Raw genomic sequence first — 23115 nt, 5'->3', positions numbered from 1 at the left:
GCCCGATGGGCTCGTCCGAACCCGAACCGCTGCTGGTGATGCGCGGCATCGTCAAGCAGTTCCCCGGCGTCCGCGCGCTGGACGGCGTCGACCTCGACGTGCGCCCCGGCGAGGTGCACTGCCTGCTCGGCCAGAACGGCGCCGGCAAGTCGACGCTCATCAAGGTGCTCGCCGGCGCGCACCAGCCGGACGCGGGCGAGATCGTCTTCGCGGGCGCGCCGGTGCGGCTCGCCGGGCCGACCGCCGCGATGCGGGCGGGCATCGCGACCATCTACCAGGAGCTGGACCTGGTGGACGGCCTGTCGGTCGCGGAGAACGTCTTCCTCGGCCACGAGAAGGCGAGGTTCGGGTTCACCCGGCGCGGCGACGCCGAGCGGGCGGCGCGCGAGCTGCTCGGCCGGCTCGGGCACGCCGAGATCCCGCCGCGCCGCGAGGTCGGGCGGCTGCCCGCGGCGGGCAAGCAGGTCGTCAGCATGGCCCGCGCGCTGTCGCACGACGCGCGCCTCATCGTGATGGACGAGCCGTCCGCCGCGCTCGCGCACGACGAGGTCGACAACCTGTTCCGCATCATCCGGGAGCTGACCGGCGCGGGCGTCGCGGTCGTCTACATCTCGCACCGGCTGGAGGAGATCCGCCAGATCGGCGACCGGGTGACCGTCCTCAAGGACGGCCGGGCCGTCGCGGTCGGGCTGCCCGCGCGCACCACGTCCACCGGCGAGATCGTGTCGCTGATGACGGGACGCGACGTCGAGTACGTCTTCCCGGAACGTTCCGAAAAGCCGCGCGGCGACCGTCCGGAGATCCTCCGCGTCGAGGACCTGACGCTGCCGGGATCGTTCGAGGACGTGTCGTTCACCGTCCGCGCGGGCGAGATCGTCGGGCTCGCGGGGCTCGTCGGGTCCGGGCGCTCGGAGATCCTGGAGACCGTCTACGGGGCGCGGCGACCGGCCCGGGGGCGGGTGCTCGTCGACGGGCGTCCGGTGCGTCCCGGCGACACGGGCGCGGCGGTGCGGCGCGGCATGGGCATGGCGCCGGAGGAGCGCAAGAGCCAGGCGCTGATGCCGGACGACAGCGTCGCGGGGAACGTCAGCGTCGCCGCGCTGTCCCGGTACGCGTCGTTCGGCTGGCTCAGCCGCCGCCGCGAGCTCGCCGACGTGCGCCGCCAGATCGAGGCGCTCGACATCCGCCCGCCCGACCCGGGACGTCCCGTCGTGACGCTGTCGGGCGGCAACCAGCAGAAGGTCGTCCTCGCCCGCTGGCTGCTGGGCGCCGCCGAAAAGGACGGGACCGGGCTGCGGCTGCTGATCCTGGACGAGCCGACCCGCGGCGTCGACGTCGGCGCCCGCGCCGAGCTGTACGCGCTGATCCACGACCTGGCCGGACGGGGCATCGGGGTGCTGCTGGTGTCCAGCGAGGTCCCCGAGGTGCTCGGGCTCGCCGACCGGGTCCTCGTCGTCCGCGACGGGCGGGTCGTGCACACCGGCGACGCCCGCGACCTCGACGAGGCCGCCGTGCTCAACATGATCATGGAAGGGAGCGCCCTGTGACCAAGGCGGGTCTGAACGAGCGCGACGGCACCCTGGTCTCCCTGACGAAGAAGGTCGGGAACGGCGGGCCGGCCGGCGTCGGCGAGATCCGGCACCTCGGGCTGGTCGCGGCGCTGGTGCTGCTCTGCGCGGCCGGGCTGATCACCGAGCCGGAGAACTTCGCGACGACCGGGAACGCGGTCGGCGTCCTCGTGCTCGCCGCCACCATCGGCGTGATCAGCGTCGGCCAGACCTTCGTGATCATCGGCGGCGGGATCGACCTGTCGGTCGGGTCGGTCATGGCGCTGGCGTCGGTGTGGGCCACGACCCTCGCGACGCAGTCGTACGGCCCGGCGGTCATGGCGATGTGCGCGATCCTCGTCGGCACCGGGTCGGGCGTCGTGACCGGGCTGCTGATCTCCTACGGGCGGATGGTCCCGTTCATCGCCACGCTCGCGATGCTCGTCGCCGCGCGGGGCCTCGCGCAGCGGATGTCGGACCGCAAGACCCAGCTGATCCGCCCGGAGAACGACGCGATCGAGGCGCTGTCCACGACGAAGCTCATCGGGCTGCCGCTGCTGGTGTACATCTTCGCGGCCGTCGCCGTCGCCGGGTGGCTGCTGCTCAACCGCACCACGTTCGGCCGCCGGACGTTCGCGGTCGGCGGGAACCGGGAGGCGGCGCGGCTCGCGGGCATCGACGTCCGCCGGCACACGCTGCTGCTGTACGCGCTGTCCGGGTTCTGCTGCGGCATCGCCGCGATCATCATCATGGCGCTGACCACCACCGGCTCCAGCACCCACGGCGAGCTGTACGAGCTGGACGCGATCGCCGCCGTCATCATCGGCGGGACGCTGCTGACCGGCGGGCGCGGCACCATCGCCGGGTCCATCCTCGGCGTGCTGATCTTCACCCTCATCACCAACCTGTTCATCCTCAACGGCCTGCAGACCAGCGACCAGCTCATCGCCAAAGGCGTGATCATCGTGATCGCCGTGCTGCTGCAACGCCGCGGGCTCCGCGCGCCCGCCTGACCAGCCCGACCACCCCGTCCACCCCTCGACGTCCACCCCATGACCAGGAGCACGTCATGAGCGATCACACATCTCGTCCGTCCCGCAGAGGCGTGCTGTTCGGCGGCGCCGTCGTCGCGGCCGGCACCCTCGCCGCGGCCTGCACGAGCAACAGCGAGGACGACCCGGCGCCCGCCGCGCAGGCCGGCACGCTCGGCGGCGACAACGACAAGCCGGGCAAGCAGGTGACGCTCGGGTTCTCCGCGCCCGCCGCCGACCACGGCTGGATCGCGGCGATCGCCAAGAACGCCGAGGCGCAGGCCAAGAAGTACCCGGACGTCACGTTCAAGCCGGTGGAGCCGACCAACGACATCAACCAGCAGATCTCCGCCGTCGAGTCGCTGATCCGCGCGAAGGTCGGCGCGCTGGTGATCCTGCCGAACGACGGCGAGCAGCTCAACCAGGTCGCGCGCAAGGCGATGGACGCCGGCATCCCGGTCGTCAACCTCGACCGCGTCTTCCCCGACAAGCTGTCCTACCGGACGTGGATCGGCGGCGACAACTACGGCATGGGCGTCTCCGCCGGGCACTACGTCGGCAAGAAGCTGAAGGACAAGGGCGTCTCGGACCCGGTGATCGTGGAGATCCAGGGCATCGCGACGCTGCCGCTGACGCAGGACCGCAGCAAGGGCTTCGCGGACGCGCTGAAGTCCTACGGCTTCTCCGTCACCGCGAAGCAGGACGCGAAGTTCACCGTCGAGTCCGGCAACCAGGTCGCCTCCAACCTGCTGCGCGCGCACAAGAAGATCGACGCGCTGTGGAACCACGACGACGACCAGGGCGTCGGCGTGCTCGCCGCGATCAAGCAGTCGGGCCGCAAGGAGTTCTTCATGGTCGGCGGCGCGGGCTCGGCCAACGCGATGCGCGAGATCAAGGCCGGCGGGGTGCTGGAGGCGACCGTCACCTACTCGCCGACGATGGCCGCGTCCGCGATCAAGCTGGGCCGGCTGGTCGCGCAGGGCAAGGGCATGGCCGACCTGGTCGAGCAGCAGGCGCCGCAGTCGCTCACGCTCGCGTCCGAGACGATCACGAAGGCCAACGTGGACCGCTACATGCCGCTCGGTTTCGAGTCCTGAGCCGCGGGGGCGCCGGCGCGTCCGCCGGGTGGGGGGCGGGCGCGCCGGTCGGAAACTTTAGGGGAGCAGATATGACGACGACCGTCGGGGTCGGGATGGTCGGGCACGCGTTCATGGGACGCGCCCACTCGCAGGCGTGGCGCAGCGTCGGGCCGTTCTTCGCGCCGCCGCTGACGCCCGTCATGACCGCCCTGGCCGGACGCTCCGCCGAGCGCGCCGCCGCGGCCGCCGCATCGCTCGGCTGGGCGTCGGTGGAGACCGACTGGAAGGAGCTGCTCCGCCGCGACGACGTCCAGATCGTCGACATCTGCACGCCCGGCGACACCCACGCCGAGATCGCCGTCGCCGCGCTCGACGCGGGCAAGCACGTGCTGTGCGAGAAGCCCCTCGGCAACACGGTCGCGGAGGCCGAGGCGATGGCCGCGGCGGCGGAGCGGGCGCGGGCGCGCGGCGTCCGGTCGATGATCGGGTTCAACTACCGGCGCGTCCCGGCGGTCACGCTCGCCCGCCGGCTGGTGGCCGAGGGCCGCATCGGGACCGTCCGGCACATCCGCGCGCAGTACCTCCAGGACTGGCTCGCCGACCCGCGGGCCCCGTTCACCTGGCGGCTGGACCGCGACAGGGCCGGGTCGGGCGCGCTCGGCGACATCGCGTCGCACATCGTCGACACGGCGCAGTTCATCACCGGGCAGTCGCTCGTCGGGGTGTCGGCGCTGCTGGACACGTTCGTCCCGGAACGTCCGCTGCCCGGCGGCGGCACGGCCCGCGTCACCGTGGACGACGCCGCCCTGTTCATCGGCCGCACCGGCGGCGGCGCGCTGGCGACGTTCGAGGCCACCCGGTTCGCCACCGGACGCAAGAACGCGCTGCGCATCGAGGTCAGCGGCTCGTCCGGCGCGCTGGCGTTCGACCTGGAGTCGCTGAACGAGCTGTGGTTCCACGACGCGGCCGACGATCCGGCGGTGTCCGGTTTCCGGCGGATCGTCGTGACCGAGCCCGTTCACCCGTACGCCGGACGGTGGTGGCCGCCCGGTCACATCCTGGGGTACGAGCACACGTTCACCCACCAGATCGCCGACCTGCTCACCGCCATCGCGGACGGCGCTGACCCGAGCCCCTCGTTCGCCGACGGCCTCCAGGTGCAGCGCGTCCTCGCCGCGGTCGCCGGCAGCGCCGCCTCGCGGCAGTGGGTCGACATCGAAGGGAGTCAGTGAAGTGGCACGACCGATCACGCTGTTCACCGGCCAGTGGGCGGACCTGCCGTTCGAGGACGTCTGCCGGCTCGCGTCCGGCTGGGGCTACGAGGGCCTGGAGATCGCCTGCTGGGGCGACCACTTCGAGGTCGACAAGGCCCTCGCCGACGACGCCTACATCCCGCGCCGGCTGGAGATCCTCGCCAAGCACGACCTGAAGGTGTGGGCGATCTCCAACCATCTCGTCGGGCAGGCCGTCTGCGACATCCCGGACGAGCGCCACCAGGCGATCCTGCCGCCGCGCATCTGGGGCGACGGCGAGCCCGGAGGCGTCCGGCGGCGCGCCGCCGCCGAGATGAAGGATACGGCCCTGGCCGCCGCCGCGCTGGGCGTCGACACGGTCGTCGGGTTCACCGGCTCCTCGATCTGGCACACGGTCGCGATGTTCCCGCCCGTCCCCGACGCGATGGTCGAGCGCGGCTACGCCGACTTCGCCGACCGCTGGAACCCGATCCTGGACGTGTTCGACCAGGCCGGCGTCCGGTTCGCGCACGAGGTCCACCCGAGCGAGATCGCCTACGACTACTGGACGACCGTCCGGACGCTCGACGCGATCGGGCACCGTCCCGCGTTCGGGCTGAACTTCGACCCGTCCCACTTCGTCTGGCAGGACCTCGACCCGGTCGGCTTCCTGTTCGACTTCCGCGACCGGATCTACCACGTCGACTGCAAGGACACGAAGGTCCGCACGGGCGACGGCCGCCGCGGGCGCCTGTCGTCCCACCTGCCGTGGGCGGACCTGCGGCGCGGCTGGGACTTCATCTCCACCGGCCGCGGCGACGTCCCCTGGGAGGACGTGTTCCGCGCCCTCAACTCCATCGGCTACGGCGGCCCGATCTCGATCGAGTGGGAGGACGCCGGGATGGACCGGCTGCAGGGCGCCCCCGAGGCCCTGGAGTTCGTCCGGGCGCTCAACGCGATGGAGCCGCCTGCCGCCGCGTTCGACGCGGCGTTCTCGTCCGACGCGCCCGCGTCCTCCGATTGACCTGCGGCGTGCCGCTCCCGTGAGGCCACGCACGGGAGCGGTGCGCCGCTCCCTCATCCGGGCTGGTGATCGAACTTCATGTCGGCGAAGTCGAAGCCCGGCGAGACCACGCAGCTCACCAGCACCTCCTCCGGCCCGGCCGGGCGCGCCGCCTGCCAGACGCCGGGCGGGACGACGGCCTGCGGCACCTGCCCGTCCGTCACGTCCGGGCCCAGCGTGACCCGCTCCGGCGCCCCGGACGGACGTTCCCCGCCGCCGCCGAGGAGCAGCGACAGCGGGCCGCCGCGATGCCACAGCCACAGCTCGGCGGACCGGACGGCATGCCAGACCGACTCCTCGCCCGGCGGCAGCAGGAAGTAGATGCCGGTGGCGGAGGCCCGCTCGTCCGGGTAGCCGTCCGGGGTGAAGGCCGCGTCCGATCGCCACGTCTCGCGGTACCAGCCGCCCTCGGGATGCGGCAGCAGGTCCAGCGCCTCGGCGGTCGCGGGGCGGTCGAGGAGCGCCGCGTGCCGCCCGTCCGGGCCGCGCCGCGCGTACCGGACGCGGGCCGCCGCCGTCCGGTCGACCACCCCGCGCGGCGGCGCGGCGCCGGGCTCCGGGTCGAGCGCGACCGCGACGACCTGCCCGTCCGCGAACACGTCGTCGGCGACGGCCAGCGCCCCTGCCTCGTCGTCCGGCGCCCACACCGCCCCCGCCTCGGACAGCACGAACCGGGGACCGGGCTGGGCCCGCCAGCCGTCGAGCGTCGTCAGCAGCAGCACATGATCAAGCCTAGGCGGTCCCGCCCACGGTGAGGACGATCTTGCCGGTGACGCGGCCGGTCTCGCCCCGCTCGTGCGCCTTCGCGGCGTCCTCCAGCGGGAACACCGAGTCGATCTCGGCGCGCAGCGACCCGGCCTCGGCGAGCGCGGCGAGCCACGTCATCGCGTGGAAGTCGGGCTCGACCAGCAGCGTCTCCGCGCGCACCCCGGCCGCCCCGGCGTCGATCGCGTCGAGCCTGCTGAGCACCAGCGACACCAGCACGCCGCCGGGCCGCAGGGTGCGCAGCGAACGCGGCCCGTAGTCGCCGCCGATCGTGTCGACGACGATGTCGACGTCCTTGACGACTTCGGCGAAGTCGACCTCGCGGTAGTCGATCGCCTCGTCCGCGCCGAGCCCGCGCAGGAACTCGTGCTTGGCGGCGCTCGCCGTCCCGATCACGTGGGCGCCCATGTGCTTGGCGATCTGCACGGCCAGATGCCCGACGCCGCCCGCCGCCGCGTGGATAAGCACCCGCTGCCCGTGCTTCACCTGCGCCGTGTCGACCAGCGCCTGCCAGGCGGTCAGCCCGGCCAGCGGCAGCGCGGCGGCCTGGACGTGGTCGATCTCGGGCGGCTTGAACACGAACGTCCGCGCCGGAGCGACGACGTACTCGGCGTGCGACCCCGCCCCGAAGGGGTACCGGAGCATGCCGAAGACCTCGTCGCCCGGCCTGTGGATCGTGACGCCGAGCCCGGCCTTCTCCACCACGCCGGACACGTCCCAGCCCAGGACGAACGGCGGCTCGCCCAGGAACCCGCCGCCCGCCCGGTGCTTCCAGTCGGTCGGGTTCACGCCCGCCGCCCGCACCCGGACGAGGACCTCGGTGGGCCCCGGCTCCGGGCGCTCGACCTCGACCACCTTGAGCACCTCGGGACCGCCGGCGACGTCCTGCCGGACCGCCCGCATGACTTCCGCCATCGCGTTCACTCCTTGATCGTCTACGCCGGGCCAGTCTTGCGCACCCGGTCCGCGGGTCGTGCGGCGGTCAGTCCATCTCGGAGAGGCGGGCGGGATCGAAGGCCATCGGGTAGGGGCGGTCCAGGGTGACCGTCTCGCCGGAGCGGGCCTTGCCGGCCAGCTCGTAGCGGCCGTCCACGAGCTCCAGGAAGGTGATGGCGGGACGGGGCTCCAGGTCGACGAGCCAGTAGTGGGGGATGCCGGTCGCGGCGTACTCGTCCACCTTGCGGACGCGGTCGATCTGCTCGTTCACGGTGCGGGGCGTGACGACCTCGGCGACCAGGAGGAGGTCGGGGCCGTAGTAGGTGCGGGTCTGGCGCTCCAGGGCGGCGCGGGCGGTGTCGCGGGTGACGGCGAAGACGTCCGGTTTTCGGACGCCGGCCGGGGTGGTCACGTCCTGCGGGGCCCCGGCGACGTGGACGTCGGCGTCCGCGTGCCGGGCCGCCTCCTTGAGGATCGCCTTGAGCTGGCCGGCGGCGTGGTCGTGCCAAAGGTCGCCTGGCAGCTCGTTCAGCCAGCCGTCGGCGAGCTCGTAGCGGCGGCCGTCCTCGGGGAGCGCGTCCAGGTCGTACAGCGTGTACGGACCGTGCGTGCGGCCGAGCGTCCCGCCCATCGATCGTCCCCCCTTGGTGCTGGCCGCTTCCGAATCTAGCGGACGGACGTCCGGCGGGTCCGCAGGCAAGATCGCGCGTCGGGATGCGGTCAATGTCTCGAAAACCGAGGGGCGAAGGGTTAAGATACATCTCGACTTGGCCTCGCAGAGGCACCCGAGGGGAGAGATGCGATGAGCGTCGAGCAGCAGTCCCAGGCCGTCCGGGCCTCGGACCGAGACCGCGACGAGGTGCTCGTCCGGCTGCACACGGCCTTCGCGGAGGGACGGCTGAGCGAGGCGGAGCTCGACGAGCGCATCGACATCGTGCTCGCGGCGCGCACGCAGGGGCAGCTCAGCGCCGTCGCCGCCGACCTGCCGGCGGCCGGAGGGGCGCGGGTCGCCCCGGAGGGCTCCGAACGATCGCCGGTCGGACGCTTCCAGCTCGCCTACAAGGGCTCGGTCAAGCGGGCCGGGCGCTGGCGGCTGCCGGAGCGGTTCACGGTCGCCGTGTACAAGGGCACCGGGCTGCTCGACCTGCGCGCCGCCGAACTGGACGGGCAGGTCACGGTGCTGCGGGTGCTCGCGTACAAGTCCGCGGTCGAGATCGTCGTCCCGCCGGGCATCCGCGTGGAGACGGACGGCGTGGGCGTCTCCGCCGAGGTCCACGGCGTCCCGCCCGCCGGCGCGCCGGTCGTCCATATCCGTGGTTATGCCTACAAGGGGACGATCGAGGCAAAAGATCGTATACGCCGGGCGTGAAGTGATAGAACGCTCCCGCGGCCCCATCGGCCGCCGTTCACGCGGATGTCCGTACATGGACCGGCGTGGCGCGATTTGATGGTGGTCCGACAGGACCGTGAAGGAGCGCGTGTGACGGCGAGGACCCCGGAGCAGGACGAGGCCCGGCGGACGGCCGAGGAGGAGCCCGCCGGCTCCCGCCAGGTCCGGCGGCGGCTGACGTTCGGCGTCGCCGGCGACCTCGCGGACATGCCCGCGACCCTCTCGCCCTGGCAGCGCGCGTACGAGGCATGGCGCGCCGCCGGCCTGCGCTGGGGCCACGGAGCCGGGCCCAGGGAGCGCACCGACCCACCCGCCGACCCGCCCGCCGTCCCCCCGGAAGTCCCGAAGCCCGCTCCCCGCCCGACCGCGCCCCCCAAGCCCTCCGCTCCGAAGCCTGCCGCGCGGAAGCCTCCGGCCCGCAAGGCGGCGAGCGGGGCGTTGCCCGATCCTCATGACGTGCTGGTGGCGGGGCCCCCGAGGCCGGCCGCCGAGCCTGCGCTGTGGACGCGGCTGGCGGTCGCGGTGGGGCTCGTCGCGGTCGCCGGCGGCGTGATCGTCGGCGCGTCCTGGGGCGAGGAGCCGGTGCGGCCGGCGGGCGTCCCGGGACCGGTGGCGGCGGACGCGCTGTTCGCCCCCGACCCGGCCGCCGCGACCGACGGGCTCGTCCAGGAGCTCACCGCCGTCTCCGCCGCCGGCGGGACGATCGTCGCCGCGGGAACCGAGGGCGACGGCGTCCCCGGACGGGAGCGCGCCCAGTTCCTCGTCTCCACCGACGGCGGGCGGACCTGGTCGGTCGCCGACGTGGGCGCGGCGGACGGCTCGGCGCTCCCGCGCGGCGACAGCCCGCGCCACGTCACCGGATCGGCCGGGAACTGGCTGGCGCTCGGCCGGTCGTCCGGCGGCGCCCCGGTGGCGTGGACGAGCGCCACCGCGAAGACCTGGACGCGGCTTCCGCTCGGCGCGCCGTTCACCCCGTCCGACACGGTGAACGCCCTGACCCGCACCGACTCCGGCTTCGTCGCGGTGGGCATGTCCGCAGGCCGCGCCGCCGTATGGACGTCGGCTGACCGCCGGACGTGGCTGCGCGCCGCCGGCCCCAAGGGGGTCACGAGCCTCGACCGCGTGGCCTCGCACGGGAACGTCCTGGTCGTGCACGGGACGTATGCCAGGAAGGTCACCGCGAGGAAGGGCGGGAAGAAGGTCACCCGCACGGTCCGCGCCGACGGCCTCTGGCGGTCCGCGGACGGAGGACGCACCTGGACGGTGGCGCCCGTCCCGCAGGCCCAGGGCTCGTACGGCCCGACGAAGGGGCTGACGGTCGGGCCGGGCTGGTTCGCGACCGTCCGCGAGGGAAGGCTGACGACCGGCCGGAAGAAGAGCCGGAAGACGCAGCGCTTCGGAGTCCTGTTCACCTCGGTGGACGGCCAGAGATGGCAGGCGGCGAGCCGGTTCGGCGGGTACGGCATCGAGCGGTTCGGCGGGAACGGCGGACTGGCCGTCCTGGTGCGGGGCGCGAAGGGCGCGCGCAACGTGCTGCGGAGCGACGACGGGCGGACCTGGCGGCCGGGCGGGACCGTCCCGGCGGCGGTGGAGAGCAGCGCCCTGACGCTCGCCGCCGCCCGCACGCTCGTGATCTCGGGGCGGCAGGGCAACGACGCCTACCTGTCCGGCGTGGATCTGCGGAGCGTGCCGGGCGCCGTCCGTCCGGAGCGGTCGATCAGGTCGCTCGCCGCGGGCCCCGGGCGGCCTTCCGTCGCCGTGGGCAGCACGAACGGCGGCGCGGCGATCTGGAGCGCCCCCGACGGACGCGCCTGGACGCGGGCCCGGTTCCCCGGCACCGGCGGATGGCTGTCGGACGTCGTCCACGGGAGCAAGGGCTGGCTCGCCGTGGGGCGCAGCGCCGGCGCGGCGCCCGGCCCCCTCGCGCTGACCTCGCAGGACGGGCTGGCCTGGCGGAAGTCGGCGTTCCCCGGCGGCCCGCCGCCCGTGGCGGTCACGTCCGGCCCGTCCGGTTATGTCGCGGTCGGCGCGGGCGCGGCATGGCGCTCGGCCGATCTCCGGGGGTGGCGGCGCACCGTCCTGGACGGCTCCGCCGCCGACATCACCGCGGCGGCGGGCAAGTACGTCGCGGTCGGACACCGAGACAGGGCGCCCGCCGTGTGGACGTCCCCGGACGGCATCCGATGGACGGCCGCCAAACTCCCGTCCGGCCTCGCCATCGGCCCGCTCATCGAGATCGCCGCCAACGGCAGGACCCTGGTCGCGATCGGCGCCGGCGCCGCGCCGCTGGTCTCCGTGGACGGCGGGACGACCTGGACCCCGCAGGGCCTCGGCGCGGACGTCACCGCCACCGCCGTCACGGCCACGCCGAACGGTTTCGTCGTGGCGGCGAGCACCTCGAAGGGGGACGGCGCCGTCCTCACGTCGGCGGACGGCGTCTCATGGAGCCGTCACCAGGTGCCCGGCCTGTCGGGGCCCGGCGACCAGCGGCTCACCGCGCTGGCGACCACGGGCTCCGCCGTGCTGGCCGTCGGCGCCACGGCCGGAGCGCGCACGGAGGGCCCGCTTCTCTGGCACGCGCCCGTCCCGAAGTAGGCGGGGACGGAGTACGTGCCCGCGTGCTCAGCCGTTGCAGCCGCAGGAGCACCCCTTCGGGCACGAGCAGCCGCCGCCATGTCCGCAACTACAGTCTTTTTTCGTCATGGGCGGAAAGTAACCTCTGTCCCACTTTGCGGTCTATGACCGTGGCGCGATGAGGGGCTGTCGCGATGGACACGGGCCGTTCCGTGGGCGGGGTTGACGGACGGCCCGTGCCCTGCTCGCGGCCCTGCCGTCGAGGCGGGCGCTAGGCGGTGATGTGGAGGTCCACGCCCAGCAGGATCAGGAACCAGAGGAACACGGCCAGCAGCGCGCTGCCGAGGCGGCGGATCAGGCTGCCGTCGATGTAACCCCGGTCCCAGGCGATGAACAGGCCGATGACGAGGTAGATGAGGCCGACCAGGCTGATGTGCGGCCGGTATCGGGTCGCCATGGTGGACGGTCTCCTCCCGTGGGGGTATGGCGACCGGATCGGTGCCCCTCGGATTCGGGAGAAAACGCTCACTTCATTCAGGGTCAATACATAAGGCGCGCTTGGGGCCGCCCTAAAACAGGACGACCTGGCGGATGGCCTCGCCGTCGGTCAGGGCGCGGACGGCGTCGTTGATGTCCGCGAAGCCGATCCGGCGGGTGATCAGGCCCTCGATGTCGAGCCGCCCGGCGCGCCACAGGTCGACGAACAGCGGGATGTCGCGCTTGAGGTCGCAGCCCCCGTACAGCGACGCCTTGAGGGTCTTGCCGTCGAACAGCAGCCCGAACGCGGACTGGCTCCAGTCGTCGTCGGCGGCGCCCGCGCCGACCACGATGACGTCGCCGCCGCGCCGGGCCGCGTCCCACGCCGTGGTGATCGCGGCGGACCTGCCGACGACCTCGAACGCGTAGTCGAACCCGGCGCCGCCCGTGAGCAGGCCCTTGGCCTCGTCCAGGCCGTCCGGCGTCGTGGTGTGGGTGGCGCCGAACCGCTCGGCGACCGGGTGCTTGGCCTCGTTCGGGTCGATCGCCAGGATCGTGGCCGCGCCCGCGATCCGCGCGCCCTGGACGACGGCGAGCCCGACGCCGCCCGCGCCGACCACCGCGACCGTCGAGCCCGGCGTCACCCGCGCCGTGTTGATCACCGCGCCGACGCCGGTCGGGATGCCGCAGCCGAGCAGCGCCGCGTACTCGAACGGGACGTCGTCCGCGATCTTGATCACGCCGCGGCGGGGGAGCACGACCTCCTCCGCCCACGTCCCGGTGCCCGCCATGCCGAACGCCGGGGTGCCGTCGCCGAGCGCGAAGCGGGCCTCGGAGAACGACTGCGCGATGTGGGTAATGCACAGGTACGGCTCGCCGCGCAGGCAGTCGGCGCACTCGCCGCAGTCGGGCGTCCAGTTGACGACGACGTGGTCGCCGGGCCGGACGCCGGTCACGCGCTCGCCGACCTCCGCCACGACCCCCGCGCCCTCGTGCCCCACGACCGCCGGCTGGACGGACGGCAGCACCCCGCTCATCGTGGACAGGTCGGAGTGGCACACCCCGGTCGCCCTGATCTCGACCTTCACCTGGTCGGGACCCGGCCCGACCGCCCGGACGTCGTCGCGCAGGTCGAGTTCCCTGTCGCCGACCGCATGCATTACCGCGGCGCGTGCCATGCTGCCTCCACTTGGGGGACGGGGGGTTTCCGGAAGGGCGGCGGGCGCGGGCCGGGTACCGGTTCTACTCGTCCAGCGTCAGTGCGGCCTTCGGGCACGACCGCACCGCGTGCCGGACGCGGTCCTGCTCCTCCGGCGGGACGTCCGGCGCCAGGATCTGCAAGACGTCCTCGTCATCGAGGTCGAAGACCTCGGGCGCGAGCCCGGCGCACACGGCGTTGGCCTCGCACACCAGCGGGTCGACTCGTACTCTCATCGCCTTCTCCCCTTCACCGTCCTCGCCCGCCATCACGAAAGTAGAACACGTTCCAGTCTGGATGGGCAAGGCTCACGTCTCGTGTTCAAGGATGTCGTATATGGTGCCCGGACGGAGGGAGACCGATGACCGACACCGAGGCGTCCGCAGGCCCCGCGATGCCCGTGGAACTGCTGCGCGCGGCGCGCCACGCCAAGGGCTTCATGCCGGACGACGAGGGCCTCGCCCTGTACGAGACGGCCCTGCAGTACGGGACGCGCCTCGCCGGCGCCGGCCCGCTCCTGGAGGTCGGCACCTACTGCGGCAAATCCGCCGTCTACCTGGGCGCCGCCGCAAGGACGGCAGGGACGATCGTGGTCACCGTCGACCACCACCACGGCTCGGAGGAGAACCAGAGGGGCTGGGAGCACCACGACCCGTCCCTCGTCGACCCGCGCACCGGCCGGATGGACACGCTCCCCACGTTCCGCAAGACGATCGCGGCCGCCGGGCTTGAGGACGAGGTCGTCGCCGTCGTCGGCCAGTCCCGCACGGTCTCGTCCCTCTGGCGGACGCCGCTCGCCCTGCTGTTCATCGACGGCGGCCACGCGGAAGAGCACGCGCAGGCCGACTACGAGGGCTGGGCCCCGCACGTCGCCGCCGGCGGAGCGCTCGTCATCCACGACGTCTTCCCCGACCCCAGCGACGGCGGTCAGCCGCCGTACCACATTTACCTCCGCGCACTGGCGAGCGGCGCGTTCGAGGAGCGCCGCGCGGCAGGTTCGCTCCGCGTGCTGGAGCGCGTCGGCGACTCCGACCCGCTCACACCCGCCCCCCTCACACCCGGCCGACCGTGACCAGCGCGCAGCCGCAGGCGATCGGGTCGGACGCCGCGCACGGCCCGAGCGGCCGTCCCGCGATCTCCTTGAAGAGCCGGGCGCCGGGCGAGGCGTCCGCCAGCGCGTCCGCCGCGAGGACCACCGCCGCCGCCGTGTAGGTCGAGCGGTCGCCGGGGAAGTGCCGCCGGTTCTCGAACTGCCAGCCCGTCCAGTACGAGCCGTCCTCGTGCCGCAGGTGCTGGATGGTGGCGAACAGCTCCAGCGCCCGGTCGCGGTCGCCCGCCGCGTCCAGCGCCATCACCAGCTCGCAGCTCTCCGCCGCCGTCACCCACGGCTGGTCGGACACGCAGCGGCAGCCGAGGCCCGGCACGACGAACGCGTCCCAGCGGGCCGCGAACCGCCGCGCCGCCGCCGCGCCGCGGACGGGCCCGCCGAGCACCGGGTAGTACCAGTCCATCGACCAGCGGCTCTTGTCGGCGAACGCCTCCGGATGCGCGCCCACCACGTGCCCGAGCTGGTCGGCGGCCAGCTCCCACTCCGGCTGCGGCTCGCCGAGGTGCTCGCCGAGCGCGACCGCGCAGCGCAGCGACTGGTAGATCGACGAGCAGCCGGTCAGCAGCGCGTGGTCGGACGGGCGGCCGTGCTCGTCCCGCATCCAGATGATCTCGCCGCGCCGGGTCTGCAGCCCGAGCGTGAAGTCGATCGCGCGCCGCACCGCCGGCCACATCCGCAGCGCGAACTCCTCGTCGCCGGTCATCAGCAGCTCGTGCCAGACGCCGACCGCGACGTAGGCGGCGTGGTTGGACTCGCCTCCCGGCTCGGTGACCTCGCCCAGCACCCACTTCGCGGGCCACGACCCGTCCGGGCGCTGGACGCCGCGCAGCCACTCGTACGCGCGGCGGGCCTCGTCGCCGAACCCGGCGACGGTCAGCGCCATCGCCGCCTCGACGTGGTTCCAGGCGTCCACGTGCCCCGGGACGCCCGCGGTCGGGGCGAACCAGGGGATCGCGCCGGACTCCTCCTGCTGCGCCGTGATGCTCCGCGCCGTCGCGACGACGTCGTCCGGCGACAGGACACCCGGCAGCGCGGGCGGGCCGGTCTCAGCCCGCATCCGCCGTCTCCTCGGCCGTGGCCGCCCTGCGCGGGACCGCGGGCTTGGCGAAGTAGACGACGACGCTCTTGCCGATCAGCGGGTTCAGCGCGCGCTCGGCGACGCGGGTGGCGAGCGGCCGCTTCATGATGTCCCAGACGAGGACCCGGTGGTAGGCCTTCGCGAGCGGGTTGGCGTCGTTGTCCACCCCGACCGCGCACTTGATCCACCAGTACGGGGCGTGCAGGCCGTGCGCGTGGTGGTGGCCGCCGACCCGGAACCCGATCGACTTCAGCTTCGCCTCCAGCTCGGCGCGCGTGTAGATCCGCACGTGCCCGCCGGGCGCGGTGTGGTAGTCCTCCGACAGCGCCCAGCACACCCGCTCCGGCAGCCAGCTCGGCACCGTCACGGCGAGCTTCCCGCCCGGCTTGAGGACGCGCAGCAGCTCGCGCATGGCCCGCATGTCGTCCGGGATGTGCTCCAGCACCTCCGACGCGACGATCCCGTCGAAGTGGTCGTCCGGGAAGGGCAGGTCGAGGGCGTCGCCCTGGACGGTCTCGGCCTTCGCGTCCGCGGGCGCCTCACCCTCGACGCGCATCGCGCCGAACATCTTCTCGACCTCGGCCAGCTCGCCGGCGTCCTGGTCGAAGGCCACGACGTGCGCACCCCTGCGGTACAGCTCGAACGCGTGCCGTCCGGCGCCGCATCCCATGTCGAGGACGCGGTCTCCGGGCGAGACGCGGAACCGCTGGAAATCCACGGTCAGCAGGGTCGTGCTCCTTCCGTACGGGGGACGCGGGAATGCTTTCCCAATGTGGCCCGTGCCTCACCTGGTCTTGCGCGCGAGCTGCCGGTAGTGCTGCTGGGCGATGGCGGCCCGGTAGTGCTCGACCGTGGCCTTCGCCACCGCCGGCCACGCGAACCGCTCCTGGACCCGCGCGAACCCGGCCGCGCCGGCGCGCTCGCGCTCTGCGGCGGAGTCGTGCAGCCGGCGCAGCGTCGCGGCGAGCTCCTCCACGTCCCCGGGCGCGACCAGCACGGCCGCGTCGCCGACGACCTCGGGCAGCGCCCCGGCGCGGCTCGCGACGAGCGGCGTCCCGGACGCCATGTGCTCCACCGCGGGCAGCGAGAACCCCTCGTACCTGGACGGGACGACGGCGATCTCCGCGGACGCCATCAGCTCGCCCAGCTCCTCGTCGCCGATCCCATGGACGAACCGGACCCGCTCGCCGAGCGCCAGCTCCCGCACGAGCTTCTCGGTCGGGCCGTCCTTCTGCGGGCGGCTCACGACGATCACGTGCACGTCCCGCTCGGTGGCGAGCTTGGCGACCGCGCGCAGCAGCACGTCCACGCCCTTGATCGGCGCGTCCGCGCTGGCCATCGCGACGATCCGGCCGGGCACCCGCTCCCCGCGCGGGTGGAAGATCCGGGTGTCGACGCCGAGCGGGAGGATGTCGATGTCGCGCGGGTCGACCTTGAAGTCCTTGACGATGTCGACCTTGGACGACTCCGACACCGTCAGCACGGGCCCGATCCGCCGCGACACCTGCGACTGCATCGCGACGAACCCGTACCAGCGGCGCTTGCCGAGCTTCTGCTTGATCCCGCGCGCCGCCTCCAGCTCGATGCGGCGGTCGACGCTGATCGGATGGTGGATGCTCGTCACCAGCGGCGGCCCGAGCCGGGCGATGCCGAGGTTGCCGAGGCCGAGGACCTGGTTGTCGTGGACGACGTCGAAGTCGCTGCGCCGCCGCCGCAGCAGCCGCAGCGCGCGCAGGCTGAACGTCAGCGGCTCGGGGAAGCCGCCCGTCCGCATGTGCGCGAACTCCAGGACGTCCACCCAGTCGCGGAACTCGCGGAGCGCCGGGGTGCGGAACGGGTCGTCGTCGTTGTACAGGTCCAGGCTCGGGATCTTGGTGAGGACGATCTCCTCGCGGTCCAGCTCCGGATACGGCTGCCCGGACACGACCTCCACCGCGTGCCCGAGGTCGGCGAGCTCCCGGCTCAGATGCCGGAGGTAGACGCCCTGACCGCCGCAGTGCGGCTTGCTCCGGTACGAGAGCAGGGCCACGCGCAGCGGTCCGCCCGGCTCACCCGCCTCACCCACGCCAGCACCTGCTGCCCACGCACCTCTCCCGTCAGCCGAGGGACGCCGGGCGCACGCGCACCGGCCGCTCCGTGATGCCGTTGATGGAACTAGACCTTAGCCTCCGCAGGTTACCGCCGAGTTCAATATTGGGCATGGCGTCCAAAAGTGTTTTGAAAAGCACACTGACCCCGAGTCGGACGAGACGGACAAGATCGGGCGGGTCAGGACGGCGTGAAGCGCACGGGCAGCTCCTTGAGCCCGTTGACGAAGTTCGACCGCAGCCGGCGCGGCGGGCCGGCCGGGCGGATGTCGGGCGTCCGGTCCAGGATCGTCTCGAAGATGATCTGGAGGTTCATCCGGGCGAGGTGGGTGCCCAGGCAGAAGTGCGGGCCGCCGCCGCCGAACCCGAGGTGCGGGTTGGGGTCGCGGCCCACGTCGAACGCGAACGGGTCGTCGAACACCCGCTCGTCCCGGTTCGCGGACCCGTAGAACAGCACGACCTTGTCGCCCGCCTTGATCTCCTTGCCGCCCAGTTCGACGTCGTCGAGGGCCGTCCGGCGGAACTGGTTGATCGGGCTCACCCAGCGGACGATCTCCTCGACCGCCGCCGGCAGCAGGCTCCGGTCCGCCCGCAGCCGCTCCCACTGCTCGGGACGCTCGAAGAACGCCTGCATGCCGCCCGCCGTCGCGGTCCTGGTGGTCTCGTTCCCGGCGATCGAGAGCATGATCACGAAGAGCGAGAACTCCTCCTCGCTGATCCGGCCGCCGTCCGCGTCCGGCGTGAGCAGCTTGGTGACGATGTCGTCGCGCGGCGTCGACTCCCGGCTGCGCGCCAGCTCCGCGCCCCAGCCCGCGAACTCGGCGGCGCACATCGCCGACTCGTCCCGGTCCCCGATGAAGTCGGGGTCGTTGAACGCGACCAGCTTGTTCGACCAGTGGAAGATCTTCTGCCGGTCCTCCAGCGGCGCGCCGAGCAGCTCGCAGATCGTGTAGAGGGGCAGCGGCGCGGCGAAGTACTCCACGAAGTCGCACTCGCCGAGCGGCGCGGCCTCGTCGATCAGCCGGTGGCAGATCTCCCGGATGTGGTCCTGGAGCTTCCCGATCATGCGCGGGGTGAAGCCCTTGTTCACCATGGCCCGCAGGCGGGTGTGGTCCGGCGGGTCCTGGAACAGCATCATCTGCCCGTAGAGGGCGATGTCCTCGTCGGTGAACTCCTCGAACATCGCCGTCCGCTCGTGGGACGAGTACGGGTCGGCGCGCCGGGACACCTGCACGACGTCCTCGTGCCGGGTGATGGCCCAGAAGCCGGGCACCCCCTCGTTCGGGTCCTGGTGCCAGTGGACGGGGTCGTTGTCGCGCAGCCAGGCGAACTGCCGGTGCGGGATGCCCCCGCGCTCGTACACGCCCGGGTCGATGATGTCGATTTCGGGAGCCCGGAACGTCCGCGCGGCGGAGCCGGTCGAGGTCGCGAGTGCCATGGGGGACCCTTCGTGCCGGGGGTGGGACCGGGCGCGCCAGCACCGAACTGAGCGCTTGCTCGGGCCCGTGGACCTAGAACACGTTCTAACATGAGACTCCAGTCTCATCAAGGGTCCAGTGTCCGGAGTGACCCACGCCGCACGCAACCCACACCCGGAGGCGGGAGGGCCTCGCGAGGGGTCAGCGCAGCACGTAGCGGATGGGGTCGTCCGTCCCGTCGCGGCGGGCGGCGCCCCTGGTCTCCAGCGTGCGGATGTGCGCGGCGGCCTCGGCGGCGGCCATGCGGCGGGCGCCCTGGTGCATCTCGGCCCACGGGTGGCGCCACGTGAGGGCGGCCGTGAGGTCCCACAGCGTGATGGGGGTGGACGACAGCAGCGCCGTCACCTCGCCGAGGCGCTCCTCGTGATGGCGGATGATCTCCTGCGCGCGGCCGGACAGCTCGTTGAAGCGGTACTGGTGGGCGGGCAGGACCTCGCCCACGGTCATCGCGGAGACCTTGTCGAGGGAGCCGAGGAAGTCGCTGAGCGGGTCCACGTCCGGGGTGTCGTACGGGTAGAGGCCGATGTGCGGGGTGATGCGCGGCAGGACGTGGTCGCCGGTGAAGATGCGGTCGCCGTCCTCCAGGTGCAGGCAGATGTGGCCGGGGGAGTGGCCCGGCGTCCAGATGGCCCGCAGCCTGCGTCCCGGCAGGTCGACCAGGTCGCCGTCGGACAGCTCGCGGTCCGGGATCGCGGGCGGCGCGACCGGGGTCTGCCGGCTCGACCCGGTCAGGTCCGACTCCTCCGCCCCGGCGCGGCGCAGCGCGGTCAGTTCGAAGGCGCGGCGGCCGCGCTGGCCGACCGTGTGGAACCTGCGGACGATCTCCGCGTCCGCGTGGTGCATGGCGATCCAGGCGTCCGACTCGTCGCGGACGCGTCCGGCGAGGCCGGAGTGGTCGGGGTGGAAGTGCGTCACGACCACGCCGTGGACGTCGCGGACGTCGATCCCGAACGTGCCGAGCCCGTCGCGCAGGGCCGTCCAGGCGTCCTCGTGCTGCCAGCCGGCGTCGATCAGGACGAGCCCCCGGGGGCTCTCCGCCGCGTACACGAGCGTGTAGGCCAGCGGGTTGTCCGGGATGGGGACTGGAACGCTCCACAGTCCTCCGCCGAGGTCTTCGGGTTCCGGCTGCAACGGGACCGCCTTTCGCGCCAGGGGGATCGCTCAGATCCGTTCGAGGATGGTGGCGGTCGACAGCGCGCCGCCCGCGCACATCGTGATCAGCGCCGTCGCGGCGTCGCGGCGCTCCAGCTCGTGCAGCGCCGTCGTGATCAGCCGGGAGCCGGTCGCGCCGACCGGGTGGCCGAGCGCGATCGCGCCGCCGTTGACGTTGACCGTGTCCATGTCGGGCTCGTGGACGGACGCCCACGACAGCACGATCGACGCGAACGCCTCGTTGATCTCGGTGATGTCGACGTCGCCCATCGCCATGCCGGACCGCTGCAGGACCCGCTCGGTCGCCTGGACGGGGCCGTCCAGGTGGTAGTACGGCTCCGCGCCGACCAGGGCCTGCGTCCTGATCCGGGCGCGGGGGCGCAGGCCGAGCGCTTTCGCCTTCTCCTCCGACATCAGCAGGACGGCGGCGGCGCCGTCCGAGATCTGCGACGACGTGCCCGCGGTGTGCAGGGCCTCGGGGCCGAGGACGGGCTTGAGCCGCGCCAGCGTGTCCGCGGTGGTCTCGCGGAGCCCCTCGTCGCGGGTCACTTCTTGGGTCTCGCCGGTGGGATCGCCGTCGCCGTCCAGGACGGGCGCGGTGACGGGCGCGACCTCGCGGTCGAAGCGGCCGTCCGCCCACGCCTTCGCGGCGAGCTGCTGCGAGCGGGCGCCGAACGCGTCCAGGTCGGCGCGGGTGACGCCGCGGCGGGCGGCGATGCGCTCGGCCGCCTCGAACTGGTTCGGCATGTCGATCGACCAGTCGTCCGGACGCGGGTTGGCGGGCGTCACGTTGGAGCCGAGCGGCGCGCGGCTCATCACCTCGACGCCGCAGCCCATCGCGACGTCCACGACCCCGGCGGCGATCTGCGACGCGGCGAGGTGGACGGCCTGCTGCGCCGAACCGCACTGCGCGTCGATCGTGGTGACCCCGGTCTGCCAGGGCAGGCCCGCGTACAGCCAGGAGTAGCGGCCGACGTGCGAGCCCTGCTCGCCCGCCTGCGTCACGCAGCCCGCGAAGACCTGTTCCACCTCGGCGGCGTCGATGCCCGAGCGGTCGATCGCGGCGGTCAGCGCGTGCGCGAGGACGGCCATCGGTTTGAGGCCCGCCAGCCGTCCGTTGCGCTTCCCGAGCGGTGTGCGCACCGCCTCGACGATCACCGGGGTACCCATGCGGTCTCCTTATCGAACGCTATTCAGCTATGACTGTAACGGGTTCTAGATTTCGGCCGTGTGTCCGGGTCCCGGCTATCAGGATCCCGGCCGGGACGGTCGCGGACGGTCCCGGGCGGCTCCGGGCGGCCTCGGGCGGCGGGACGGGTCCGCGCGGGCGTCGACTAGCCTGGGAGCCGACCGCCGCCCCCCGCGCCGGAGATCCTCATGGCCGCAGACTTCGACGAGCCCGTGTTCGACGAGAACTTCGTCAGGAGCGCAACGTTCACCGAGCCGTCCGCGAGCGAGCGGGCCCGCTCGCCGGGCAAGCGCGAGCGGCGGCGCGACCGGCGGGCCGCGCGCCGCGCCGGGCGTTCCGGCGGCCTCCGGTCCGGCCGCCGGCGGCGGCGCCGCGAGCCGAGCCATCGCCTGGCGGTGTTCCAGGTCCTCGCGGGCATCCTCGTGCTGTTCGCGATCTCGTTCGCGCTCTGGTGGTGGAACTCCGGGTCCAGGAACACCGAGGAGCCGGTGCGGCCGGTCGTCCCGACCGTGCCGAACTCCCCGGCGCCCGCGCCGACGACCGCCGCCCCGACCGAGATCCCCGAGGTCTAGCGGGCGGCATCGCTTACCGGGATGAGCGGCGGTACTCATCCCGACCCTGGGTACAACGCTCATCCTTGGTTGCGTAGGGCTGCCCTGTCCGGGAGCGTCCGGGACCGGCGACGCTGGCGGTTCCACGGAAGACGAGGCACCCGGGGGACCCGAGGTCATGAGAGCCCGCATCACCGCCGTCGCGGCCCGCCTGCCCGGCCGGACGGTCACCAGCGCCGAGGTGGAGGCGCGCGTCGCGGCCGAGAGCGGCGGGTACCGGCCGCCTCCGACGATCGTCCAGCGGCTGACCGGCATCCGGAACCGGCACGTCATGGCGGACGAGGAGCAGGCGTCCGACCTTGCCGTCGCCGCCGCCCGCCGCGTACTCGCCGAGCGCGGGACGCACCCCGCCGGGATCGACCTGCTGATCTTCGGGTCGGCGTCGCAGGACCTGATCGAGCCCGCCACCGCGCACATCGTCGCCGCGAAGCTCGGCGCGTCCTGCCCGGTCTTCGACGTCAAGAACGCCTGCAACAGCTTCCTGAACGCGCTGCAGACGGCCGACGCGCTGATCCGTACCGGGCAGCACGAGCGGGTGCTGGTCTGCACGGGCGAGAGCCCGTCCCGCGCGATCCGCTGGAAGGTGCGCGACCGCGCCCAGTTCGCGGACGCTTTCGCCGGTTACACCCTGTCCGACGGCGGCGCCGCGATGCTCGTCGAGGCGGCCCCGGATGGCGGGATCTTCTACCGCGACTTCGCCGCCATTTCCGGGGCGTGGCGGATCGGGACGCTCCCGGCGGGCGGCTCGATGCATCCCCGCGACCCCGAGTTCACCTATTTCAGCGGGGACGGCCGGCGGCTCAAGGACGCGTTCGTCGCGGGCGGCGCGGAACTCTTCACCACCGCGCTGCAGAAGACGGGTCTGGCCTGGGACGACTTCGCGATCGTCGCCGTCCATCAGGTGACGGTGCCGTACCTGGAGGTGCTGCGCTCGACCCTCGACATTCCGGTTGATCGTCTTGTCGTGACGCTGCCCGAGCACGGGAACGTCGCGTCCGCGAGCCTGCCGCTGCAGCTCGCCACCGCGATCGCCGAAGGACGCTGCGCGCCCGGCGACCGCGTCGCGCTGATCGGCCTGGCGGGCGGCGTCAGCCTCGGCGTCATGTTCGCGGAGCTGTGA

The 23115-nt window shown here is 73.1% G+C and carries 22 protein-coding genes; 10 read left to right on the top strand and 12 right to left on the bottom strand.

Annotation, left to right across the window (positions count from 1 at the left end; all coding sequences use genetic code 11):
- Positions 1-5: 5 nt before the first annotated feature.
- From ACH35V_RS34895 to ACH35V_RS34875, 5 genes are all read left to right on the top strand, one after another.
- Positions 6-1547 (top strand): sugar ABC transporter ATP-binding protein, encoded by a 1542-nt coding sequence (locus tag ACH35V_RS34895; RefSeq protein ID WP_395979133.1) that lies wholly within the window; start codon positions 6-8, stop codon positions 1545-1547.
- Positions 1544-2560 carry an ABC transporter permease gene (locus ACH35V_RS34890; protein ID WP_395979132.1) on the top strand — a complete coding sequence of 339 codons (1017 nt, stop codon included), beginning with the start codon at positions 1544-1546 and terminating at the stop codon, positions 2558-2560. Before ACH35V_RS34895 ends, ACH35V_RS34890 begins: the two co-directional genes overlap by 4 nt.
- A gap of 56 nt (positions 2561-2616) precedes the next feature.
- Positions 2617-3675, top strand: coding sequence for an ABC transporter substrate-binding protein (locus ACH35V_RS34885; protein ID WP_395979131.1), 1059 nt, complete (start codon positions 2617-2619; stop codon positions 3673-3675).
- Positions 3676-3746: 71 nt separating this feature from the next.
- Positions 3747-4889: a Gfo/Idh/MocA family protein gene (locus ACH35V_RS34880; protein WP_395979130.1), complete on the top strand. Its 1143-nt coding sequence runs from the start codon at positions 3747-3749 to the stop codon at positions 4887-4889.
- A gap of 1 nt (position 4890) precedes the next feature.
- Entirely contained in the window at positions 4891-5913 is a 1023-nt protein-coding gene (locus ACH35V_RS34875; RefSeq protein ID WP_395979129.1) for a sugar phosphate isomerase/epimerase family protein, read from the top strand.
- 53 nt (positions 5914-5966) lie between these two features.
- Here ACH35V_RS34875 and ACH35V_RS34870 read toward each other — a convergent pair whose 3' ends face one another.
- The 3 genes from ACH35V_RS34870 to ACH35V_RS34860 form a co-directional block, all read right to left on the bottom strand.
- Entirely contained in the window at positions 5967-6674 is a 708-nt protein-coding gene (locus ACH35V_RS34870) for a cupin domain-containing protein (protein WP_395979128.1), read from the bottom strand.
- A gap of 10 nt (positions 6675-6684) precedes the next feature.
- Complete coding sequence (locus tag ACH35V_RS34865) at positions 6685-7632, bottom strand: NADP-dependent oxidoreductase (RefSeq protein WP_395979127.1); 948 nt, start codon at positions 7630-7632, stop codon at positions 6685-6687.
- Between the two features lie 67 nt (positions 7633-7699).
- Positions 7700-8284 carry a Uma2 family endonuclease gene (locus tag ACH35V_RS34860; RefSeq protein ID WP_395979126.1) on the bottom strand — a complete coding sequence of 195 codons (585 nt, stop codon included), beginning with the start codon at positions 8282-8284 and terminating at the stop codon, positions 7700-7702.
- A gap of 171 nt (positions 8285-8455) precedes the next feature.
- Here ACH35V_RS34860 and ACH35V_RS34855 point away from each other — a divergent pair, with 171 nt between their 5' ends.
- Both ACH35V_RS34855 and ACH35V_RS34850 read left to right on the top strand, forming a co-directional pair.
- The gene (locus ACH35V_RS34855; RefSeq protein ID WP_395979125.1) at positions 8456-9022 is read left to right on the top strand and encodes a DUF1707 domain-containing protein; all 567 of its coding nucleotides are present in this window, start codon (positions 8456-8458) and stop codon (positions 9020-9022) included.
- Between the two features lie 111 nt (positions 9023-9133).
- A complete protein-coding gene (locus ACH35V_RS34850; protein WP_395979124.1) occupies positions 9134-11638 on the top strand; it encodes a hypothetical protein in 2505 nt (834 codons plus the stop codon).
- Positions 11639-11888: 250 nt separating this feature from the next.
- On the opposite strand, the gene ACH35V_RS34845 is transcribed toward ACH35V_RS34850, so the two are convergent.
- The 3 genes from ACH35V_RS34845 to ACH35V_RS34835 form a co-directional block, all read right to left on the bottom strand.
- Positions 11889-12074, bottom strand: a complete 186-nt coding sequence (locus ACH35V_RS34845; protein ID WP_395979123.1) for a hypothetical protein — start codon at positions 12072-12074, stop codon at positions 11889-11891.
- A 112-nt stretch (positions 12075-12186) separates the two neighbouring features.
- Positions 12187-13272, bottom strand: coding sequence for an alcohol dehydrogenase catalytic domain-containing protein (locus ACH35V_RS34840; protein WP_395979122.1), 1086 nt, complete (start codon positions 13270-13272; stop codon positions 12187-12189).
- Positions 13273-13336: 64 nt separating this feature from the next.
- Positions 13337-13528 carry a ferredoxin gene (locus ACH35V_RS34835; protein WP_395979121.1) on the bottom strand — a complete coding sequence of 64 codons (192 nt, stop codon included), beginning with the start codon at positions 13526-13528 and terminating at the stop codon, positions 13337-13339.
- A 125-nt stretch (positions 13529-13653) separates the two neighbouring features.
- On the opposite strand from ACH35V_RS34835, the gene ACH35V_RS34830 reads away from it, so the two are divergent.
- On the top strand, positions 13654-14364 hold the full coding sequence (locus ACH35V_RS34830) for a class I SAM-dependent methyltransferase (RefSeq protein WP_395979120.1): 711 nt from the start codon (positions 13654-13656) through the stop codon (positions 14362-14364).
- Here ACH35V_RS34830 and ACH35V_RS34825 read toward each other — a convergent pair.
- From ACH35V_RS34825 to ACH35V_RS34800, 6 genes are all read right to left on the bottom strand, one after another.
- Positions 14345-15457 (bottom strand): prenyltransferase, encoded by a 1113-nt coding sequence (locus ACH35V_RS34825; RefSeq protein WP_395979119.1) that lies wholly within the window; start codon positions 15455-15457, stop codon positions 14345-14347. The two genes, ACH35V_RS34830 and ACH35V_RS34825, sit on opposite strands and share 20 nt — an antisense overlap.
- The gene (locus ACH35V_RS34820; protein ID WP_395979241.1) at positions 15447-16205 is read right to left on the bottom strand and encodes a class I SAM-dependent methyltransferase; all 759 of its coding nucleotides are present in this window, start codon (positions 16203-16205) and stop codon (positions 15447-15449) included. Before ACH35V_RS34820 ends, ACH35V_RS34825 begins: the two co-directional genes overlap by 11 nt.
- A gap of 57 nt (positions 16206-16262) precedes the next feature.
- The gene (locus tag ACH35V_RS34815) at positions 16263-17543 is read right to left on the bottom strand and encodes a glycosyltransferase family 4 protein (protein WP_395979118.1); all 1281 of its coding nucleotides are present in this window, start codon (positions 17541-17543) and stop codon (positions 16263-16265) included.
- Between the two features lie 203 nt (positions 17544-17746).
- On the bottom strand, positions 17747-19003 hold the full coding sequence (locus ACH35V_RS34810) for a cytochrome P450 (protein ID WP_395979117.1): 1257 nt from the start codon (positions 19001-19003) through the stop codon (positions 17747-17749).
- Positions 19004-19184: 181 nt separating this feature from the next.
- Positions 19185-20174, bottom strand: coding sequence for an MBL fold metallo-hydrolase (locus ACH35V_RS34805; RefSeq protein WP_395979116.1), 990 nt, complete (start codon positions 20172-20174; stop codon positions 19185-19187).
- Between the two features lie 30 nt (positions 20175-20204).
- Entirely contained in the window at positions 20205-21365 is a 1161-nt protein-coding gene (locus ACH35V_RS34800; RefSeq protein ID WP_395979115.1) for a steroid 3-ketoacyl-CoA thiolase, read from the bottom strand.
- 207 nt (positions 21366-21572) lie between these two features.
- Between ACH35V_RS34800 and ACH35V_RS34795 the strand changes: the two genes are divergently transcribed.
- Positions 21573-21956: a hypothetical protein gene (locus ACH35V_RS34795; RefSeq protein ID WP_395979114.1), complete on the top strand. Its 384-nt coding sequence runs from the start codon at positions 21573-21575 to the stop codon at positions 21954-21956.
- A 157-nt stretch (positions 21957-22113) separates the two neighbouring features.
- Complete coding sequence (locus ACH35V_RS34790; RefSeq protein ID WP_395979113.1) at positions 22114-23115, top strand: 3-oxoacyl-ACP synthase III family protein; 1002 nt, start codon at positions 22114-22116, stop codon at positions 23113-23115.

It is taken from the genome of Actinomadura sp. 1N219 (assembly GCF_044326405.1).
GTDB lineage: Bacteria > Actinomycetota > Actinomycetes > Streptosporangiales > Streptosporangiaceae > Spirillospora.
This window is presented reverse-complemented; position numbering and strand designations above follow the sequence as displayed.

What these genes read in the sequence shown, in the direction of transcription:
- ACH35V_RS34895 (WP_395979133.1), top strand. Translation starts at nt 6, where the DNA reads ATGGGCTCGTCCGAACCCGAACCGCTGCTGGTGATGCGCGGCATCGTC.
- ACH35V_RS34885 (WP_395979131.1), top strand. Translation starts at nt 2,617, where the DNA reads ATGAGCGATCACACATCTCGTCCGTCCCGCAGAGGCGTGCTGTTCGGC.
- ACH35V_RS34880 (WP_395979130.1), top strand. Translation starts at nt 3,747, where the DNA reads ATGACGACGACCGTCGGGGTCGGGATGGTCGGGCACGCGTTCATGGGA.
- ACH35V_RS34865 (WP_395979127.1), bottom strand. Translation starts at nt 7,632, where the DNA reads ATGGCGGAAGTCATGCGGGCGGTCCGGCAGGACGTCGCCGGCGGTCCC.
- ACH35V_RS34860 (WP_395979126.1), bottom strand. Translation starts at nt 8,284, where the DNA reads ATGGGCGGGACGCTCGGCCGCACGCACGGTCCGTACACGCTGTACGAC.
- ACH35V_RS34855 (WP_395979125.1), top strand. Translation starts at nt 8,456, where the DNA reads ATGAGCGTCGAGCAGCAGTCCCAGGCCGTCCGGGCCTCGGACCGAGAC.
- ACH35V_RS34845 (WP_395979123.1), bottom strand. Translation starts at nt 12,074, where the DNA reads ATGGCGACCCGATACCGGCCGCACATCAGCCTGGTCGGCCTCATCTAC.
- ACH35V_RS34840 (WP_395979122.1), bottom strand. Translation starts at nt 13,272, where the DNA reads ATGGCACGCGCCGCGGTAATGCATGCGGTCGGCGACAGGGAACTCGAC.
- ACH35V_RS34835 (WP_395979121.1), bottom strand. Translation starts at nt 13,528, where the DNA reads ATGAGAGTACGAGTCGACCCGCTGGTGTGCGAGGCCAACGCCGTGTGC.
- ACH35V_RS34830 (WP_395979120.1), top strand. Translation starts at nt 13,654, where the DNA reads ATGACCGACACCGAGGCGTCCGCAGGCCCCGCGATGCCCGTGGAACTG.
- ACH35V_RS34825 (WP_395979119.1), bottom strand. Translation starts at nt 15,457, where the DNA reads ATGCGGGCTGAGACCGGCCCGCCCGCGCTGCCGGGTGTCCTGTCGCCG.
- ACH35V_RS34810 (WP_395979117.1), bottom strand. Translation starts at nt 19,003, where the DNA reads ATGGCACTCGCGACCTCGACCGGCTCCGCCGCGCGGACGTTCCGGGCT.
- ACH35V_RS34800 (WP_395979115.1), bottom strand. Translation starts at nt 21,365, where the DNA reads ATGGGTACCCCGGTGATCGTCGAGGCGGTGCGCACACCGCTCGGGAAG.
- ACH35V_RS34795 (WP_395979114.1), top strand. Translation starts at nt 21,573, where the DNA reads ATGGCCGCAGACTTCGACGAGCCCGTGTTCGACGAGAACTTCGTCAGG.
- ACH35V_RS34790 (WP_395979113.1), top strand. Translation starts at nt 22,114, where the DNA reads ATGAGAGCCCGCATCACCGCCGTCGCGGCCCGCCTGCCCGGCCGGACG.